The sequence below is a fragment of the Mycetocola sp. TRD_SC_2 genome, from assembly GCF_055361225.1.
The window spans coordinates 1,090,581-1,107,441 of sequence record NZ_CM143954.1 but is presented as its reverse complement, the minus strand read 5'-3'; the positions used below and the strand labels follow the sequence as shown (position 1 = coordinate 1,107,441).

At 65.5% G+C, this 16,861-nt stretch carries 19 protein-coding genes; 1 reads left to right on the top strand and 18 read right to left on the bottom strand.

Annotated features, from left to right (window positions below; genetic code table 11):
* Positions 1-179 precede the first annotated feature (179 nt).
* The 10 genes from pheT to infC all read right to left on the bottom strand — a co-directional run bounded on the left by pheT (position 180) and on the right by infC (position 9,390).
* Positions 180-2,705: a phenylalanine--tRNA ligase subunit beta gene (gene pheT / locus ACWA1Q_RS05260; protein WP_463760095.1), complete on the bottom strand. Its 2,526-nt coding sequence runs from the start codon at positions 2,703-2,705 to the stop codon at positions 180-182.
* A 1-nt stretch (position 2,706) separates the two neighbouring features.
* Positions 2,707-3,747 carry a phenylalanine--tRNA ligase subunit alpha gene (pheS, locus tag ACWA1Q_RS05255; RefSeq protein WP_463760093.1) on the bottom strand — a complete coding sequence of 347 codons (1,041 nt, stop codon included), beginning with the start codon at positions 3,745-3,747 and terminating at the stop codon, positions 2,707-2,709.
* Between the two features lie 26 nt (positions 3,748-3,773).
* Positions 3,774-4,694 (bottom strand): amino acid ABC transporter permease, encoded by a 921-nt coding sequence (locus ACWA1Q_RS05250; protein WP_463760091.1) that lies wholly within the window; start codon positions 4,692-4,694, stop codon positions 3,774-3,776.
* The gene (locus ACWA1Q_RS05245; protein WP_463760089.1) at positions 4,691-5,338 is read right to left on the bottom strand and encodes an amino acid ABC transporter permease; all 648 of its coding nucleotides are present in this window, start codon (positions 5,336-5,338) and stop codon (positions 4,691-4,693) included. The genes ACWA1Q_RS05250 and ACWA1Q_RS05245 overlap by 4 nt, the downstream gene beginning before the upstream one ends.
* Before the next feature lie 79 nt (positions 5,339-5,417).
* Entirely contained in the window at positions 5,418-6,287 is an 870-nt protein-coding gene (locus ACWA1Q_RS05240) for a glutamate ABC transporter substrate-binding protein (protein WP_463760088.1), read from the bottom strand.
* 91 nt (positions 6,288-6,378) lie between these two features.
* A complete protein-coding gene (locus ACWA1Q_RS05235) occupies positions 6,379-7,167 on the bottom strand; it encodes an amino acid ABC transporter ATP-binding protein (protein ID WP_463760086.1) in 789 nt (262 codons plus the stop codon).
* An 84-nt stretch (positions 7,168-7,251) separates the two neighbouring features.
* Positions 7,252-8,061 carry a TrmH family RNA methyltransferase gene (locus ACWA1Q_RS05230; protein WP_463760084.1) on the bottom strand — a complete coding sequence of 270 codons (810 nt, stop codon included), beginning with the start codon at positions 8,059-8,061 and terminating at the stop codon, positions 7,252-7,254.
* Between the two features lie 106 nt (positions 8,062-8,167).
* A complete protein-coding gene (gene rplT, locus ACWA1Q_RS05225; protein WP_297359194.1) occupies positions 8,168-8,560 on the bottom strand; it encodes a 50S ribosomal protein L20 in 393 nt (130 codons plus the stop codon).
* A gap of 25 nt (positions 8,561-8,585) precedes the next feature.
* Entirely contained in the window at positions 8,586-8,780 is a 195-nt protein-coding gene (gene rpmI / locus ACWA1Q_RS05220; RefSeq protein WP_196834244.1) for a 50S ribosomal protein L35, read from the bottom strand.
* The gene (infC, locus tag ACWA1Q_RS05215; protein ID WP_463760083.1) at positions 8,773-9,390 is read right to left on the bottom strand and encodes a translation initiation factor IF-3; all 618 of its coding nucleotides are present in this window, start codon (positions 9,388-9,390) and stop codon (positions 8,773-8,775) included. Before infC ends, rpmI begins: the two co-directional genes overlap by 8 nt.
* A 236-nt stretch (positions 9,391-9,626) precedes the next feature.
* Between infC and ACWA1Q_RS05210 the strand changes: the two genes are divergently transcribed.
* Positions 9,627-9,992, top strand: a complete 366-nt coding sequence (locus tag ACWA1Q_RS05210) for a DUF1844 domain-containing protein (protein ID WP_463760081.1) — start codon at positions 9,627-9,629, stop codon at positions 9,990-9,992.
* Positions 9,993-10,186: 194 nt separating this feature from the next.
* Here the strand turns inward: ACWA1Q_RS05210 and ACWA1Q_RS05205 are convergent, their stop codons facing one another.
* From ACWA1Q_RS05205 to ACWA1Q_RS05170, 8 genes are all read right to left on the bottom strand, one after another.
* A complete protein-coding gene (locus ACWA1Q_RS05205) occupies positions 10,187-11,848 on the bottom strand; it encodes a DUF5671 domain-containing protein (protein WP_463760079.1) in 1,662 nt (553 codons plus the stop codon).
* Complete coding sequence (locus tag ACWA1Q_RS05200) at positions 11,845-12,306, bottom strand: hypothetical protein (RefSeq protein WP_463760078.1); 462 nt, start codon at positions 12,304-12,306, stop codon at positions 11,845-11,847. Before ACWA1Q_RS05200 ends, ACWA1Q_RS05205 begins: the two co-directional genes overlap by 4 nt.
* A gap of 178 nt (positions 12,307-12,484) precedes the next feature.
* On the bottom strand, positions 12,485-13,252 hold the full coding sequence (locus ACWA1Q_RS05195) for an SseB family protein (RefSeq protein WP_463760076.1): 768 nt from the start codon (positions 13,250-13,252) through the stop codon (positions 12,485-12,487).
* On the bottom strand, positions 13,236-13,982 hold the full coding sequence (priA, locus tag ACWA1Q_RS05190; protein ID WP_463760074.1) for a bifunctional 1-(5-phosphoribosyl)-5-((5-phosphoribosylamino)methylideneamino)imidazole-4-carboxamide isomerase/phosphoribosylanthranilate isomerase PriA: 747 nt from the start codon (positions 13,980-13,982) through the stop codon (positions 13,236-13,238). The genes ACWA1Q_RS05195 and priA overlap by 17 nt, the downstream gene beginning before the upstream one ends.
* A 55-nt stretch (positions 13,983-14,037) precedes the next feature.
* Complete coding sequence (gene hisH / locus ACWA1Q_RS05185; RefSeq protein WP_463760073.1) at positions 14,038-14,688, bottom strand: imidazole glycerol phosphate synthase subunit HisH; 651 nt, start codon at positions 14,686-14,688, stop codon at positions 14,038-14,040.
* Positions 14,685-15,293: an imidazoleglycerol-phosphate dehydratase HisB gene (gene hisB, locus ACWA1Q_RS05180; RefSeq protein ID WP_463760071.1), complete on the bottom strand. Its 609-nt coding sequence runs from the start codon at positions 15,291-15,293 to the stop codon at positions 14,685-14,687. The genes hisH and hisB overlap by 4 nt, the downstream gene beginning before the upstream one ends.
* A complete protein-coding gene (locus ACWA1Q_RS05175; protein WP_463760070.1) occupies positions 15,290-16,372 on the bottom strand; it encodes a histidinol-phosphate transaminase in 1,083 nt (360 codons plus the stop codon). Before ACWA1Q_RS05175 ends, hisB begins: the two co-directional genes overlap by 4 nt.
* Before the next feature lie 51 nt (positions 16,373-16,423).
* Positions 16,424-16,846: a LysM peptidoglycan-binding domain-containing protein gene (locus tag ACWA1Q_RS05170; RefSeq protein WP_463760068.1), complete on the bottom strand. Its 423-nt coding sequence runs from the start codon at positions 16,844-16,846 to the stop codon at positions 16,424-16,426.
* Between the last annotated feature and the right edge of the window lie 15 nt (positions 16,847-16,861).

Sequence of the window (16,861 nt, the reverse complement as noted above, 5' to 3'; positions counted from 1 at the left end):
GGACCGGATCTCCTGAAATTGGAGCTCCCCCGGGAGTGCAGACCTCGGATGCCGCAGCGAGCGGCCGCTTGCGCCCGCGAGGGAGCGGTACCACGCGACGCCAGTGAGATAGCAGTTGTGACCCGAAAACCTCCCGCGCACGAGGGTTTTCGGGCCGCAACTGCAATCTCGATGAAGCGCTAGTCCCGGATTGCCGCCCCGAACCGTTCGGCCGCGAGCGCTGAGCCCGCGAGCTTGGCCTCGGTGGCCTCGGCAGCGGTGAGCGTGCGGTCGGGTGCCCGGAATCGCAGGGCAAAGGTCAGGCTCTTCGTGCCGTCCTCGAGCCCCGAACCCCGGTAGTCGTCGACGAGACGGATGCTTTCCAGCAGTTCCCCTGCACCCTCACGCACGGCGGCACCCACGGCTGCGGCGGGCGCATCCACGGAGACGACGAGTGAGAGGTCCTGGGTCGCGGCGGGAAGCGTCCCGATGACTCCGGCGGTGAACACCGCGTCGGTGGACGCGATCACCGCGTCGAGGTCGAGCTCGACGACGGCGACGACGCGCGGCAGGTCGGAGTCGAGTGCCAGCTGGGGAAGGAGCTCTCCGGCGAACCCAACGGCGCGGTCACCCACCCGCAGTTCAGCGGTGCGGCCGGGGTGGAACGCCTTGTGACTCCCCTGCACCACGTCGATCTTTGCGCCTGTCGCGAGTCCGATCTGCGTGACCGCCGCGAGAGCATCCGCGATGCCGGACGGCACCGCCTGCTGGCCGGGCTGCTTCGACACGGCGTTGCCAAGGATCAGCACACCGACGTGGCGTGGCTGCGGCGGGATACCGGCGTTGAGTTCAGCGAGCTGCTCGGGCGTCGGCAGCGTGACGCCGGATGGCAGGTCAGCCTGCCCGTACGAACGCCCTGCCTCGGGCCGGAAGACGAGTCCGACCTCGAAGAGCGACAGGTCGGTGAGGCCGCGGGAAAGGTTGCGCTTCGCGGCCTCGATCAGTCCGGGAAGGAGGGTCGTGCGCAGGTAGGGCGCTGTTGCGTCGAGCGCGTTGGCGACCTTGATGGCTGCGACTTCGTCGGAGTCCGCGGAGCCGTAGACGTTGTTCTCGGTCGCACCCAGGAACGGGAACGCGAGGATCTCGGTCGACCCGGCAGCGGCGAGTGTATCTGCGACGGTTCGACGGATGCGCTGCGACCGGCTGAGGCCACGGCCAGCGGGAGCAATGGGCAGCACGGACGGGATCCGGTCATACCCGACGATCCGCGCGACCTCTTCGGCCAGGTCGGACTTGTCGGTGAGGTCGGGGCGCCAGGTCGGCGGGGTGACGAGCAGTCCCCCGTCAGAGTCCTCGATCGTCGCACCGATCTCCAGCAGTGAGCCGCGGATCTCCTCATCGGTGTAGTCGACGCCGATCAGGGTGGAGACATAACCGTCGGGGAAGGGAACAGCCTGCGGGGCGGTCGGTTCGCCGACGACGCCTGCGACGGCATCCGCCTCTCCCCCGGCGAGCGAGACCATCAGTTCGGCGACCCGTGACGCGGCCGCAACAGCGATGCTCGGGTCGACACCGCGCTCGAAGCGCTTGGACGCTTCACTCGACAACTTGTGCCTGCGGGCGGTGCGGGCGATCGACACCGGGTCGAAGTTCGCGGCTTCGATGAGCACGTTGCGCGTGGAGTCGCCCATCTCGGTGCGTGCGCCACCCATGACGCCGGCGATACCGATCGCGCCGGAGCCGTCGGTGATGAGCAGGTCTTCGCGGTCGAGCGTGCGCTTCTGCCCGTCGAGGGTTTCGACCGTCTCGGTCGGGACGGCCCTGCGCACGACGATGCCGCCGGTGAGCGCGTCGAGGTCGTAGCCGTGGATCGGCTGCCCGAGCTCGAGCATGACGTAGTTGGTGATGTCGACGAGGAGCGAAATCGAGCGGATGCCGGCAAGCTTCAGTCGCGACATCATCCACGGTGGAGTCGGAAGCGAGGCGTCGACTCCACGCACGACGCGGGTCGCGAAGACACTCGCACCCTGGCGCCCGCGGATCGGCGCTGCGTCATCGATCGCGACGGCGTAGCCATCGCCGACGGGCGCGTCCAGCTCGGGCCGCAGCGCAGGGTCGCGGAAAGCGGCGCCGGTGGCGTGCGCGTACTCGCGGGCGACACCGCGGATCGAGAAGGCGTAGCCGCGATCCGGGGTGACGTTGATTTCGACGGCGGCGTCGTCCAGGCCGAGCAGAGCGATGGCATCCGTCCCGACCGGGGCGTCGACGCCGAGGGTCGACAGACGCAGGATGCCGTCGTGCTCGTCGCCGAGGCCGAGCTCACGGGTCGAAGCGATCATGCCGTCGGAGACGTGGCCGTAGGTCTTGCGCGGTGTGATCGGGAACGGACCGGGCAGCACGGCGCCGGGCAGGGTCACGACGACCTTGTCACCGACGAAGAAGTTGCCTGCACCACAGACGATGCCGTGCACGGCGGGGCCGCCGTCGGCCGCGAGTTCGCCGTCGGGCGCGACGCGTACCTGGCACCAGCGAATGGTCTTGCCGTTTTTCTGCGGCTCCTCGGTGAATTCGAGGACCTCGCCGACAACAACCGGTCCGGTGACGTCGAAGGTGTGCACGTCTTCCTCTTCGAGGCCGACCTTCACCAGGGCGGCGTGCACATCTTCGGTTGTCGATCCCGGTGCGAGATCAACGTATTCGGCGAGCCAACTCAGGGGCACCCGCATGCTAAACCACCATTCCAAACTGCTGTGAGAAGCGCACGTCGCCCTCAACCATCTCCCGCATGTCCTGGACGTCGTTGCGCAGCATCAGGCCACGCTCGATTCCCATGCCGAAGGCAAAACCTGAATACACGTCCGGGTCGATCCCGGCGGCGCGGAGCACGTTCGGGTTGACCATGCCGCAGCCGCCCCATTCGATCCAGCGCGGACCGTGCTTGAACGTGGGATGCCAGAAGTCGAGCTCAGCGCTCGGCTCCGTGAACGGGAAGTAGCTCGGGCGCAGGCGGATCTTCGCCTCGTCTCCGAAGATCGACTTGACGAAGTGGTCGAGCGTGCCCTTGAGGTGCGCCATGGTGAGGCCCTTGTCGACGGCGAGGCCCTCGAACTGCATGAAGACGGGGAGGTGCGTCGCGTCGAACTCGTCGGTGCGGTACACGCGGCCAGGGGCGAGCACGTAGACGGGCAGTTCTCGGTCGAGGAGCGATCGGACCTGCACCGGCGACGTGTGGGTTCGCAACACGAGGTGCGACTCGGGCGGGTCGATGAAGAAGGTGTCCTGCATGGCGCGGGCGGGGTGATCCGCGTCGAAGTTGAGGGCGTCGAAGTTGAACCACTCGCTCTCGACCTCGGGGCCCTCGGCGATCTCCCAGCCCATGCCGGTGAAGATCTCGCTCACGCGATCCTGCAGGAGGGTGAGCGGATGCCGCGCCCCGGCCCGGTAACGGCTGGCGATCGCGGTCACGTCGACGGCCTCTGCGGCAAGCTGCGCGGCGTTCTCCGCCTCGACGATCTCCTGCTCACGGGCAGCAAACGCGCCGTTGACCCGGCCGCGCGCCTGCCCGACGAGCTTGCCGAGCGGCGCTTTCTGGTCGGGGGCGACGGATCGGAGCATGCCGTTGAGTTTCGCCAGGGGCGAGGACTCACCGGTGTGCTCGGCGCGCACCTGCTTGAGGGCGGAGGAGTCGGCTGCGGCAGCGATGGCCTCGAGCGCCGCCTCCACCGCGGCGTTCACAGTGGTTTCGGAAATTTCGGGAGAGTCGGACACGGTGCCCAAGTCTACCGAGTGGCGAGCTAAGCCGAGCCCTCACCCGTCTGCCGGGCAGCAATGGATGCCTGCTGGATGGCGAGCGCGGGATCAACGGGAACGTCTTTCTTGCTCTTGCCTCCACGGCGGGCCGAGTCGGTCCGCTTGGACAGGTAACGGGCGACCCACGACAGCGACAGGTTCATGATGAGGTAGATCACGAGGGTCACGGCGAAGAACGAGAACAGGTACCGGTTGCCGTAGAAACTGGCGAGGTTGTTCATCGTCGACCGGATGAGTTCGGGGTAGCCGACGATGAAGCCCAGCGAGGTGTCCTTGAGCAGCACGACGAGTTGAGCGACGATGATCGGCAACATCTGGCGGAAAGCCTGCGGGAACTCGATGAGCATTCGCGTTTGGAGTTCGCGCAGACCGAGGCTGAGGCCAGCTTCTCGCTGGCCGCGGGGCAGTGACGCGAGGCCCGCGCGAAGTGCTTCACCGATGATCGCGCCGTTGTACAGACCCAGGGCAAGGACGACGGCCCAGTACGCGCCGCTCGAGAACCCGAGCAGGATGAAGAGCATCATGAGCAGCACGGGCATGCCGCGCACGAACTCGAGGACGACCGTTGTGGGCACGCGGATCCACGCTGTATTGGCGGTCCGAAGGAGCGCGAACACAACTCCGAGGATCAACGCAAGTACCGCTGCCGCGCCTGCGGCCTGCAGCGTCCCGATGACGCCCTTGCCGATGAACGTCCACACTTCGGGGTCTGCGAAAACATCCCACCGGCTTGCGTCGAACATACCGGGCAGTGTGATGCCGCCGGAACTGGGCCGCGGTGCCGCGAGCACGCTGTACAGCCAGAAGAGCCCGGCGGCGATCAGGATCGCGACAACGATCGAGAGAATGATCGAGAGACGGCGGGCCTTGGGTCCCGGCGCGTCGAACAGTACGGAGTTGCTCATCGCGACACCACCCACTTCTTCTCGAGCCGGCCGGCGAAGATACCGAGCGGGATGGTGATCAACAGATAGAAGGTGGCAACGCCGAGGAGCACCGCGATGACGGCGTTGCCGTTCGCATTCGCAAGCTCCTTACCGACGCTGAAGAGCTCGAAGACGAAGAAGCCACCGGCAACGGACGTGTTCTTCGTCAGAGCGATGATCACGTTGATGAGCGGCGGGATCACCATGCGGAACGCTTGCGGGAAGACCACGTTCCCGACGGTCTGGCCGAATCCGAGACCGAGGCTGCGAGCCGCTTCGGCCTGGCCGATCGGCACGCCATTGATGCCCGATCGCAGTGCTTCGGCGATGAACGGCGAGGTGTACACGCTCAAGCCGATCATGGCGAACTGCTCGTACGGCATCCGTGCCCCGAGGTAGGGCAGGATCAGCGCGCAGAAGAAGAGGACGAGGGTGAGCGGGGTGTTGCGGACGAGCTCGGTGTAAACGGCCGCGAAGCCGCGCAGAGACGGCACGGGAGAGATCCGCATGGTGGCGATGATGGTGCCCAGGATCAGCGAGGCAATCGTTGCTACGACGAGCAGTTGCAGCGTCAGGCTGAATCCTGAGAGGTACCGAGGCAGGTTGTCGATGATGACGTCCATGTGGCCTCTTCCGTTTCTGTGGTTGCGACGGGCTCATGAACGGGGCGGGGAGAATTCCCCGCCCCGTTCATGGTGCTGTCTAGTAGCGGTCTACAGCCGGCGGCTCGACGAACTCGAGCACGGTTCCAGCGGTGCTGGTCCATGCTTCTTCGTACGATCCGTCTTCGTAGGCTTCTTCGAGGACGTCGTTGATGAAGTTGCGGAAGTCATCGTCGTCCTTTGCGAGGCCGATACCGTAGGGCTCGTCGGTGAACGGCTTGCCGACGACCTTGAATTCGCCCTCGTTCTGGGCGGCGAGACCCGCGAGGATCACGTTGTCAGTCGACACGGCAACGACCTGTCCGGTGCGCAGCGGCTCCAGGCAGTTCGAGTAGGTGTCGGTGAGAACCGGTGTCGCACCGATCTCGGCAAGCTTCGCGGCCGGGGTCGATCCAGTGACGGAACAGACCGGCTGGCCCTCGAGGTCGGCTTCGGTCTTGATGTCGTCGTTGTCGGCGAGGACGAGGATCGACTGGCCGGCCATGTAGTACGGCCCTGCGAAGGAGATGACTTCTTTACGCTTGTCGTTGATCGTGTACGTCGCGATGACGATGTCGACCTCGCCGTTCTGGATGAACGGCTCACGGTTGGCGGAAACAGTCTCTTTCCACTCGATCTTGTCGTCGGCAATGCCGAGCTTGGCGGCGATGATCTTGCCGATCTCGACGTCGAATCCTTCGGGCTCGCCACTCGGTCCGACGAGGCCGAACAGCGGCTGGTCGAACTTGGTGCCAATGGTGATCGAGCCCGCTTCAGCGAGTTCGGCCATCGTCGTGCCCTCTTCGAACTCGACTGTCTCCTCGGGCTCGGGCGCTGCAGCGCCGTCGTCGCCGGCACCGCCTGCACAGGCGGAGAGAGCGAGCATCGCTACTCCTCCGAGAGCGATCAGAGATAGCTTCTTACGCTTCATCAGCTTCTTCTTCCTCTTAATGTTGTGCTGTGTCCTGACCGCCAGAGACGGCCAAGCGGAAACGAGCCCGGCTGATGCCGCGGCCCGGTGGTCAGTGGTCGAGGATCTTGGAAAGGAAGTCCTTCGCGCGCTCAGACTGAGGGTTCGTGAAGAACTGTTCGGGAGTCGCCTCTTCGACAATCTCTCCTTCGGCCATGAAGAGCACACGGTCGGCTGCCTTACGCGCGAAGCCCATCTCGTGGGTCACCACGATCATGGTCATGCCTTCCTTGGCCAGACCCACCATGACGTCCAGGACCTCGTTGATCATCTCGGGGTCGAGCGCGCTCGTCGGCTCGTCCATGAGAATCAGCTTGGGACTCATCGCGAGCGAGCGCGCAATCGCGACCCGCTGCTGCTGACCTCCGGAGAGCTGCGCCGGCATCTTGTTGGCCTGGTTGGCGACACCGACCCGCTCGAGCAGCGTCATCGCGCGCTCCGTGGCATCCTTTTTCGACATCTTCTTGACCTTGAGCGGCGCGAGAGTGATGTTCTCGAGCACCGTCTTGTGCGCAAAGAGATTGAACGACTGGAAAACCATTCCGACATCCGCGCGCAACCGTGCGAGGGCGGCCCCCTCTTCCGGCAGCGTGTCACCGTCAATGGTGATCGAACCGGTGTCGATCGTCTCGAGGCGGTTGATCGCCCGGCACAACGTCGACTTTCCTGATCCACTGGGGCCGATGACGACGACGACTTCCCCGCGCGCGACGGAGGTATTGATGTCCTTCAGGACATGCAGTTCGCCGTAGTGCTTGTTCACACCGTCAATGACGACGAGAGGCTCACCCTGCCGGGCAACAGGCACGCTCGTAGTGTGCGGGATCAGCGTTGGTTCCATGAGAACCAACGTACGGGACGCCATGTTTCGCGCGCATGACGCGCCCGTCCCCGTTACTGAGTTGTAACCAAACCCGGCGCGAGGTCAGGAGGCGACGGAACGCTGCGCAAACGCCGATTCGTACAGGCAGACGGACGCCGCCGTGGCGAGGTTCATGGATTCCGCGTGACCGTAAATCGGCACCGTGACAGCGGCATCCGCTTCGAGCAGCTGCTCGTCGGTGAGGCCGTGTGCTTCATTGCCGAACAACCAGGCGGTCGGTTTGGCGAGGGTGCCGTCCGCACGAGCATCGAGGAGACTCGTGCCCTTGACGTCGGCAGCGAGAACGGTGAGGCCTGCAGCGTGTGCCCGCTGGATCACGTTGGGCAGTTCAGCGCCGACGGCGATCGGCAGGTGAAAGAGCGAACCCGTGGTCGAGCGGACGACCTTGGGGTTGTAGAGGTCGACCGAACGGCCGGTGAGGATGACGGCGTCCGCCCCTGCGGAGTCCGCGGCACGGATGATCGTTCCGAGGTTGCCCGGGTCACGCACCTCTTCGAGGATCGCGATGAGCTTCGGGCCCGCGGCGAAGATGTCCTTCATCGAGGTCGGGAATTGGTGGGCGACAGCGATGAACCCCTGTGGGGTGACGGTGTCGCTCATCACGTTGAGAACTTCTTCGGAGACGAACTCGATCTCGACGTTCGCTGCGGCGGCCTTCTCGGCGATGTCGCTGTAGCGCTCCAGCGCCGTCGGCGTCGCGAACAGCTCGACGAACAGCTGCGGCCGGAACGTCAGCGCCTCAGAAACGGCCTGAGGTCCTTCAAGGAGGAAGAGTCCCGTCTCGGCACGACCGGGTCGTTTGGCAAGTTTGGCGACCGATCGGACGCGCGGAGATCGTGGATTATCAAGCACACGCCCAGTCTACGAGCGGCGGGAGGCAGCGCCCGACAGGCTCGCGCGTTAACGCAACAACGGGCATCCCGCCGAAGCGGAATGCCCGTTGAATGAAGCGAAAAACCTACGCTGCTGCGTCAACCTTCGGGGCCGACGTGTCGGCCGGGAGGGCCTTCTTCGCGCTCTCGACGAGGGCGGCGAACGTGGCGGGCTCGTGAACGGCGAGTTCAGCGAGGATGCGACGGTCGACCTCGATACCGGCAAGACCGAGACCCTGGATGAGGCGGTTGTAGGTCAGGCCGTTGGCGCGCGATGCCGCGTTGATCCGCTGGATCCAGAGGCGACGGAAGTCACCCTTCTTCTGGCGGCGGTCACGGTACGCGTAAACCATGGAGTGGGTGACCTGCTCCTTGGCCTTCCGGTACAGGCGCGAACGCTGACCCCGGTAACCCTCAGCCCGCTCGAGGATCTTCCGACGCTTCTTGTGAGCGTTTACCGCCCTTTTTACTCTTGCCATTATTTATATTCCTAACGGGTCTGGTCTAGCGACCGAGAAGCTTCTTGATGTTCTTGGTGTCAGCCTTGGACACAAGCTGGTCAGTGTTCAGGCGACGCTTGCGCTGGCCGGACTTCACTTCGAGGTTGTGACGCATGCCCGACTGCTGCTTCTTGATCTTGCCGGAACCAGTGAGCTTGAATCGCTTCTTGGCACCGGAGTGGGTCTTCTGCTTAGGCATTGTTTTCCTCCTGCTTAGCTGCCTTGTCGGCAGCACGATGTGCGTTGGCCTCGGCCTTGGCCTCTGACTTGTTCTTCAGAGGTCCAATGACCATGACCATGTTTCGACCGTCGATCGTCGGTGCGGACTCAACAGTGCCCAGCTCCGCCACATCTTCGGCAAATTTTTGGAGCAAGCGCACGCCCTGGTCAGGGCGGGACTGCTCACGGCCGCGGAACAGGATCATTGCTTTGACCTTGTCGCCACCCTTGAGGAATCCCTCAGCGCGCTTTACTTTCGTCTCGTAGTCGTGCTTGTCGATCTTGAGGCGGAAACGAACCTCTTTGAGGATCGTGTTCGCCTGGTTGCGCCTGGCTTCCTTCGCCTTCTGCGCAGCCTCGTACTTGAACTTGCCGTAATCCATGATCTTTGCGACCGGTGGCTTGGAGTTCGGGGCGACCTCAACCAGATCGAGCTCGGCATCCTGCGCAAGACGCAGTGCCACCTCGATTTTGACGACGCCGACCTGTTCTCCGGCGGGACCGACGAGGCGAACCTCGGGGACGCGGATACGGTCGTTTGTACGGGGATCGCTAATGCGTAGCTCCTCTAACTCAAATCTCGTGACCACCGGTTCAGACGGATGCCTGTACCGGGCGAGAGAGGAGAAATACCACACTGCAACCACGATGGTTAAACACCATCGCAGCGGCTCGTACCCTGACTACCTCGGCATGAAACCATGCGTTCGGCGGAGTACAACAACCCGGTAACCTTAGTGAAGCGGTCAAGCGCGGGTGGGAAATTTCCTCTTTCGTACCAGGACGAAAGTCCCGGAGCCGTCCAGAAGTCTAGCAGAGGTTGGCAGTGAGCACTAACGAATCCCCTTACGACAACGTGGAAGACGCGGCAGCGGATGCCACACGCGACATCGCAGAGGTCGGCGCCGTCGAGGTGATCACCACTACCGCCGTCCACCTCATGAGTGCAGCAGCCGTCAAGTGCGGCCTCGCCGATGACCCGGATTCGCAGCAGGATCTCGATGAGGCACGCAAACTCATCAACGCGCTGGCCGGCCTGATCACCGCGGGAGCCCCGGAGATCAGCGACATGCACGCACGGAGTCTCCGCGACGGACTGCGTTCGCTGCAGCTGGCGTTCCGCGAGGCATCCGTTCTTCCTGACCCCATTGGTAAGGGGCCGGGAGAAAAGTGGACGGGGCCGGTTAACTAGTCCACCAACGGCTCCGCGGCGTGCGCCGCGTCCCCGCCCGTGGACGCCCGTCCACGCCCTGGACGCGGCACACACCGCTTCGCCTTCGCTTGCCAGTTCACTTCGGCTGGGAGGCTGCGCGACTCATCGGTCCCTTATGCCGAGTTCTTGCACTCGAAAGTGGCATTCGGGACCGATGAACGTGTGCTGGTGCGTCAGTCCGCCAGCAGCAGGACCTCGAGGCGCATGGCGGGACCGGCGAGGATCAGGACCCTCCGGCCCGTGATCCCGTCGAGGGCACGAGCGAGGCTCTCCGGTTCCGGGGACGGCTCTGCTCCAGCGGGTGACGCCGGGGCCGACTGCAGTGCGGATGCCGTCGGCCAGACGGTCACGGTCGCTCCCGTTTCGTGCCGGATCACGTCGATGAGCGGCGTGGGGTCGGCGGCCGTGACGAGGATCACTTCGCCGATGGTGCGTGGCCGCTCAGGGGGCGCGGACGCTGCGGCATCCGCACGGTCGTGTCGCCAGACACCGAAGTGGTAGCCGGCCACCAGTGCCGTCGCCGTCAGAAGCCCGAGCGGTGCACGGATCTGCTCGATGAGATTCGCGCCGCCCTGGAGGAAGAACTCGAACAACCGGTAGCCGATCACGAGCAGCGTGATGAGCGCGACGATGGCACTGAGGCCGAAGACGGCGATGAGGTAGATGCGCCGTCCTGTTCCTGCCGCCGCGGCATCCGTCGGCCGGAAGGGTCGCCAGGTGAGCCACCACACGACACCTCCGACGAGCAGAGCGCTCAGGCCTCCGAGCAACAGAGTCCGGAGGTCGTCCCCCGCCAGGCGTGTCGCAAAGATGCCGAGCGCCGAATTGACGACGACGCCGAGTCCGGATGCCGCACCGACGAGCCCGACACCGCTCGTGGCCAGGATGCTCGCCTGCCTCACGTCGGGAGAGCGGCCCAGCGCGATCCCGCGTGAATAGGTCCAGATCACCGCTCCGACCAGTGCCGAAGCGATAGCTACTCCGAGCGGCGACAGCAGCACCCGAATCGGGTCGGTGTTATCGAGGAGAAGTCTGAGCAAGACGAAGAGAACGGTGCCGACCCCGCCGAGTGTGACAAGAGCGGCGAGGAGAATGCCGACGAGAATGAGGGCGACGTTCGCCAGACCGGTGACCGTGGTGCGGGCTCGCTCGCGATACCAGTGCCACGCCCAGACGAGCGCTCCCCCGGCCGCCCAGACCAGGGCCTGGAACGTTCCCACCCACCAGCGTTCACCGATCGTCGGCGCTGCCGTGAGGTCGATGACGGCAGCATCGAAGATCCCGGCCAGCATTCCGATCGCGTTCCCGGCACCGAGAAGAATTCCGAATGCTGCCCCGAGAATCGCCGGCACCTCCGCGAGCCGAAGAGGACTCTTCGCCGGGTGCCGCCACATCCACCGATGCCAGGCCCACACCGCCCCGAACACAACTCCCGTGGCGAAGGCCGCACCGTCCCACTCCCCGTCGATGAGCTCGGTGACCACTCTGACGAGCGCGATCGTTGCGGAGATCAACGCGACGATGGATGCCAGTGAGATGTAGAGCCCCCACGTCAGCGCGGCGCGCTCGGCGGGCTCAGAGAGGCGGCGCCACGATGCCCACCACAGCAGGGCGGCGAGCGGGCCACCGATGAGGGTGAACGCCAGCGCCTGCGCGAGCGCGCCCGTGCTCTCGCCGGCGAGTACCGTGTCCGGTTCGAGGACCAGGGCGAGGAGCCCCTGCAGACCTGTTGCGGCGATGATAACGAGGGCGAAGAGCAGCGAGTAGACGATGACTCGTCGGATGGTCTGCCCTGCTGACCCTGTCGCCGGAGCGTATGGCGCGATTCCGCTCATCGGATCTCACCGTCCATCAGGCAGATCGTCAGTTCCCACGGCGCAACCTCGATGCGCCAGTCCTTGCCTTCCCGCGTCAGCTTGACGTCTTCCTCATAGCTGTACTCGGATTCAAACGGTCCACCGCCGTTCCGGCTGATCTGCACCCGGACATCCGCAGAGTTCTCACGCATATCGGTGGAGATCAGTGCCACCCGCAGGTCGTCATGTGTGACGCTTTGCGTGTTGCCACACTCGTCACGGGCGTCGTCCGAGAGCCAGTTGAGCGCTTCCTCGTCGTCGCCGTCGAGCACCGCGGCGGCATACCGTTGCACGACCCCCTCAGGCGTCGACTCATCGAGCACCTCTGGTTCGCCCCGCGTGAACACGATGGCGAGCGCGACGACGACCAGGACCGCGATCGTGACGAGAAGGACGAGAAGGTTCCGCCGGACAGGAGCTGCAGCATCGTGCGTCATGTCGTCAGTATGGCGCAGTCGGGTTGCCGCAGGCACCCCGGGATCGGGAGGTTACCCTTTCGGAACCCGCGCACCTTCCGCGGCGTCGTGACCGACCTGGGCCGGATAATAGTGCCACGGCAGCATCCGCGAGCACGTGCACAAAAGTGAGAACGGATGCCGCTTCCTCGCGGCGGGATCAGGCCGAGGCTTCGAGTTTCACGCGGAGCGAGTCCACCCGGGTGGCGATGACGTCGCTGGCCGCCCACCGTTGCGCCAGCCGGTTGAGCGTCGTGTCGAGCTCGGCCCTGGTGAGCCCGTCGATGAGTTCCAGTCGCACGACCACTTCCGGTCCGCCGAGCCGGGCGTCGGGGTCTCCCGCCGCGAGCCGGACGTTGAGCACTGCGAGTTCCGACGTGACGCTCGTGAGGAACGCGTCGAGAACATCCGGGTCGAGGTAGCCGGGTGCCCAGTGCTGCGACTGCGCGATCGCCCAGAGCGCTGGACGGCGGATCGCGAATTCGGTCGGGCTCGTCGGGTCGAGCACGACGAGATCGGTGTTCTCGCTTGCGGCCGCGAGTGCGACACGGATGCCGTCGGCCGGCACCGGTCTCGCTCTCGGGTTCCACGCCGACATGGCGTCGACCGACGAGAACACGGGCAGGACATTGCGTCCGTCCGGCCCACCGACGGTGACGATGGAGAGCTCCTGCGTCTTGTCGACCTTCTGGCCGTGAGGTCCCACGCCGACGTCGCCGGCGTGCGCGACCAGCGGGATCAACAGGCGCGATGTGCGGAACGCGTCGACGACATCCGCTTCTCCCGCGATGCCGCTGCGGAACCGCTCGAGCGCATCGATCAGAGGCTGCGGCGCCGACCCGTCATCGGTCGACGGGGTGTGGTCGCCGAATGAGCGGCCCGCCCACGGCTGGCCGGCGGAGTCCGCTGGGTTAGTCGGATGCGACATCCAGCGCCTCAGCGAGCGTAAAGGCGCCCGCGTAGAGTGCCTTTCCGACGATCGCACCCTCGAGTCCGAGCGGGACGAGCGAACGCAGGGCCACGAGATCGTCGAGGCTCGACACACCGCCGGATGCGACGACCGGACGGTTGGTCCGCTCGAGGACCTGGCGGAGCAGGTCGAGGTTGGGGCCCTGAAGCGTGCCGTCCTTGGTCACGTCCGTGACGACGTACCGGGCGCAACCAGCCTGCTCGAGGCGGTCAATGACCGTCCACAGGTCTCCGCCGTCGCGGGTCCAGCCGCGAGCGGCGAGCGTGGTGCCACGGACGTCGAGACCGACAGCAACGGCGTCGCCGTACTGGCCGATGACGTTGGCCGCCCACTCGGGGTTCTCGAGCGCGGCGGTTCCAAGGTTGATGCGCTTCGCACCGGTCGCGAGGGCTGCTTCGAGGGAGGCATCGTCACGGATACCGCCGGAGAGCTCGACCTTCACGCCGCGCACCTGCTTGATCACCTTCCGGATGACACCGGCGTTGTTGCCCCGGCCGAAGGCAGCGTCGAGGTCGACGAGGTGGATCCACTCGGCGCCCTGATTGGCCCAGTCCGCCGCGGCATCGACCGGGTCACCGTAGTTGGTTTCGGTTCCGGCTTCGCCCTGCGTCAGGCGCACGGCCTTGCCGTCGGCGACGTCGACCGCCGGAAGCAGGACGAGCTTCGGGGTCGTGTTGAACTCACTCATGGTTGTCCTTGTTGGTTGCTCGGGTGTGGCATCGGTGTGCCGCAGAAGATGAACGTCAGTCGGTGGAGAGGGAGGCGACCCAGTTTTTCAGCAGCCGGATGCCGGCATCCCCCGATTTTTCGGGGTGGAACTGGGTAGCGGAAAGGGGGCCGTTCTCGACGGCGGCGATGAACCGAGTGCCGTGTTCGGCCCAGGTCACCCGTGGTGCGGGGAACGGAGGGGTCACGTCGAGCGTCCAGTCCTGAGCGGCGTAGGAGTGCACGAAGTAAAAACGCTCGTCGCGGAGGCCGCGGAAGAGCACGGAGTCTTCGGGGGCGTCGACGGTGTTCCAGCCCATGTGAGGTAACACCGGGGAATCGAGTTCGGCCACGGTGCCTGGCCATTCACCGAGGCCCTCCGTGTCGAGACCTCGCTCGACTCCGTGTTCGAACATCACCTGCATGCCGACGCAGATACCGAGGACCTTGCGCCCGCCGGCGAGCCTGCGGTCGATGACTTCGGCCGCACGCGATGCACGCAGCTGTTCCATCACGGCGCTGAACGCGCCGACACCGGGCACGAGGAGCCCGTCTGCTTCGAGCGCGCGGGCGCGGTTTCCGGTCAGCTCGACCGACGCACCCGCTGCTTCGAGGGCCTTGACGGCAGAGTGGACGTTGCCGCTGCCGTAGTCGAGGACAACGACACTCGGAGCGGAACCGCTGCTCACAGGGCACCCTTCGTGGAGGGGATGCCGGTCACCTCGGCGTCGAAAGCCTTGGCCTGCCGGAATGCACGGGCGAAGGCCTTGAACTCCGCTTCGGCGATGTGGTGCGGGTCGCGTCCGCCGAGCACGCGGACGTGAACGGTGAGCGCGGCGTTGTAGCTGATGGCCTCGAAGACGTGGCGCACCATGGAACCGGTGAAGTGGCCGCCGATGAGGTGGAACTCGAACCCTGCGGGCTCGCCGGAGTGTACGAGGTATGGGCGTCCGGAGATGTCGACGACCGCCTGAACGAGTGCTTCATCGAGCGGCACGAGGGCGTCGCCGTAGCGGGAGATGCCGGCCTTGGTACCGAGAGCCTGCCTGATTGCCGAACCGAGGGCGATGCCGATGTCCTCGACCGTGTGGTGCACGTCGATCTCGGTGTCTCCGCTCGCCCGCACGGTGAGGTCGGTGAGCGAGTGCTTCGCGAATGCCGTCAGCAGGTGATCGAAGAACGGCACCGTGGTGTGGATGTCGCTCGTCCCCGTGCCGTCGAGGTTGATCGACAGGTCGATGGTGGACTCGCTCGTCTCACGCTGGACGTGCGCGGTGCGCTCTACGGAGGTCATGGTTTCGAGCCTATCGCGGCCATGGCGTCGAGGAATGCGGTCGTCTCCGCCTCGGTTCCGGCCGTCACACGCAATGACCCGGGCAGGCCGATGTCGCGAATCAGGATGCCGCGCTCCAGCAACGCCTCGAACAGGGCGTGCGGGTTCTCCACTCCCCCGAACAGAACGAAGTTGCTGTGGCTGCGGTACGGGTGGAATCCGAGCTCGGTGAGACCCGCGCTGATTCGGTCCCTCTGCACGCGGATGTCGTCGACCATGGCGAGCATGGCTGCGCTGTGCGATAAAGCCGCGGTCGCTGCTGCCTGCGTCAGCGCGGAGAGGTGGTAGGGCAGGCGGACGAGACGGAGAGCATCCGTCACCGCCGGGTCCGCGGCGAGGTAGCCGACCCGGACGCCCGCGAACGCGAATGCCTTGCTCATGGTGCGCGAGACGAGCAGGCGGTCCCGCCCGGGCAGTAGGGTCAGGGCGCTCGGGATGTCGTGGGGCGCGAACTCCACGTACGCCTCGTCGACCACGACGATTCCGTCTGTTGCGTCGTAAACAGCGGCGATCGTCTCGAGGGAGAGAGGAGTGCCCGTCGGGTTGTTCGGGGAGCACAGGAACACGATGTCCGGTTGTGCCTCGGCGACGGCAGCGGCCGCTGTTGCCGGTGAGAGTTCGTACTCGGGGTCGCGTTCGGCACCGATCCAGGTCGTGCCGGTTCCCGATGCGAGCAGCGAGTACATGGAATACGTCGGTACGAAGCCGAGAAGGGAGCGACCAGGACCGCCGAACGCCTGGAGGACCTGCTGGAGGACTTCATTCGATCCGTTGGCCGCCCAGATGTTCTCCCGGGTGAGCCCGTGCCCGAGGTAGCCCGCGAGGCTGTCGCGGAGCGTGCTGAACTCACGGTCGGGGTACCGGTTGGCCCCGAGCACCGCAGTCGCCAGCGAGGTGACGATGTCGCGAGCCACTTCTTCGGGGATCGCGTGGGTGTTCTCGTTCACGTTGAGCGCGACCGGCACGCTCTTCTGGGGAGCCCCGTAGGGCGTCTTGCCGCGAAGGTCGTCGCGGATGGGCAGGGACTCGAGAGAACTCACCCGGCAAGTTTACCGGCGGCCGGCAGGGCTTCTGCCCGCCGCCGTGATGGCTCAGTTCGCGTACTGCTCCGGGATCGCGATGCGCTGGCCGGGAGAAACCGTGGAGGTCTCGAGCTGGTTGAGACGCATGATGTCCGCGATGACGTCGCGGGGGTCTGACTCGGGTGCAACGGTTGCTGCGAGCTGCCAAAGTGATTGGCCGGGCTCGATGGTCTCGTACTCGAACACGACGGTGCTCGAACTGGAGGTTGCGACAGCAGGCAGGGCGTTGACGCCGAGCCAGGCGGCGATCGCCACGAGGGGCGCAGCCGCGAGAGAGGTGAAGACCACTCGCCCACGACGGGTGAGACGCAGCTTGCCCGCTTGCTGCGGCTGTGTCTCGGGCTGGCGAGAGGGAGCGACGGGCGTCGGTCGCATCGCTGCCGATCGGGACGGAAGTGCCGGGCGGATCGGTGTGATGACTGCTGTGCTCATGGTGTGCCTCCTGCG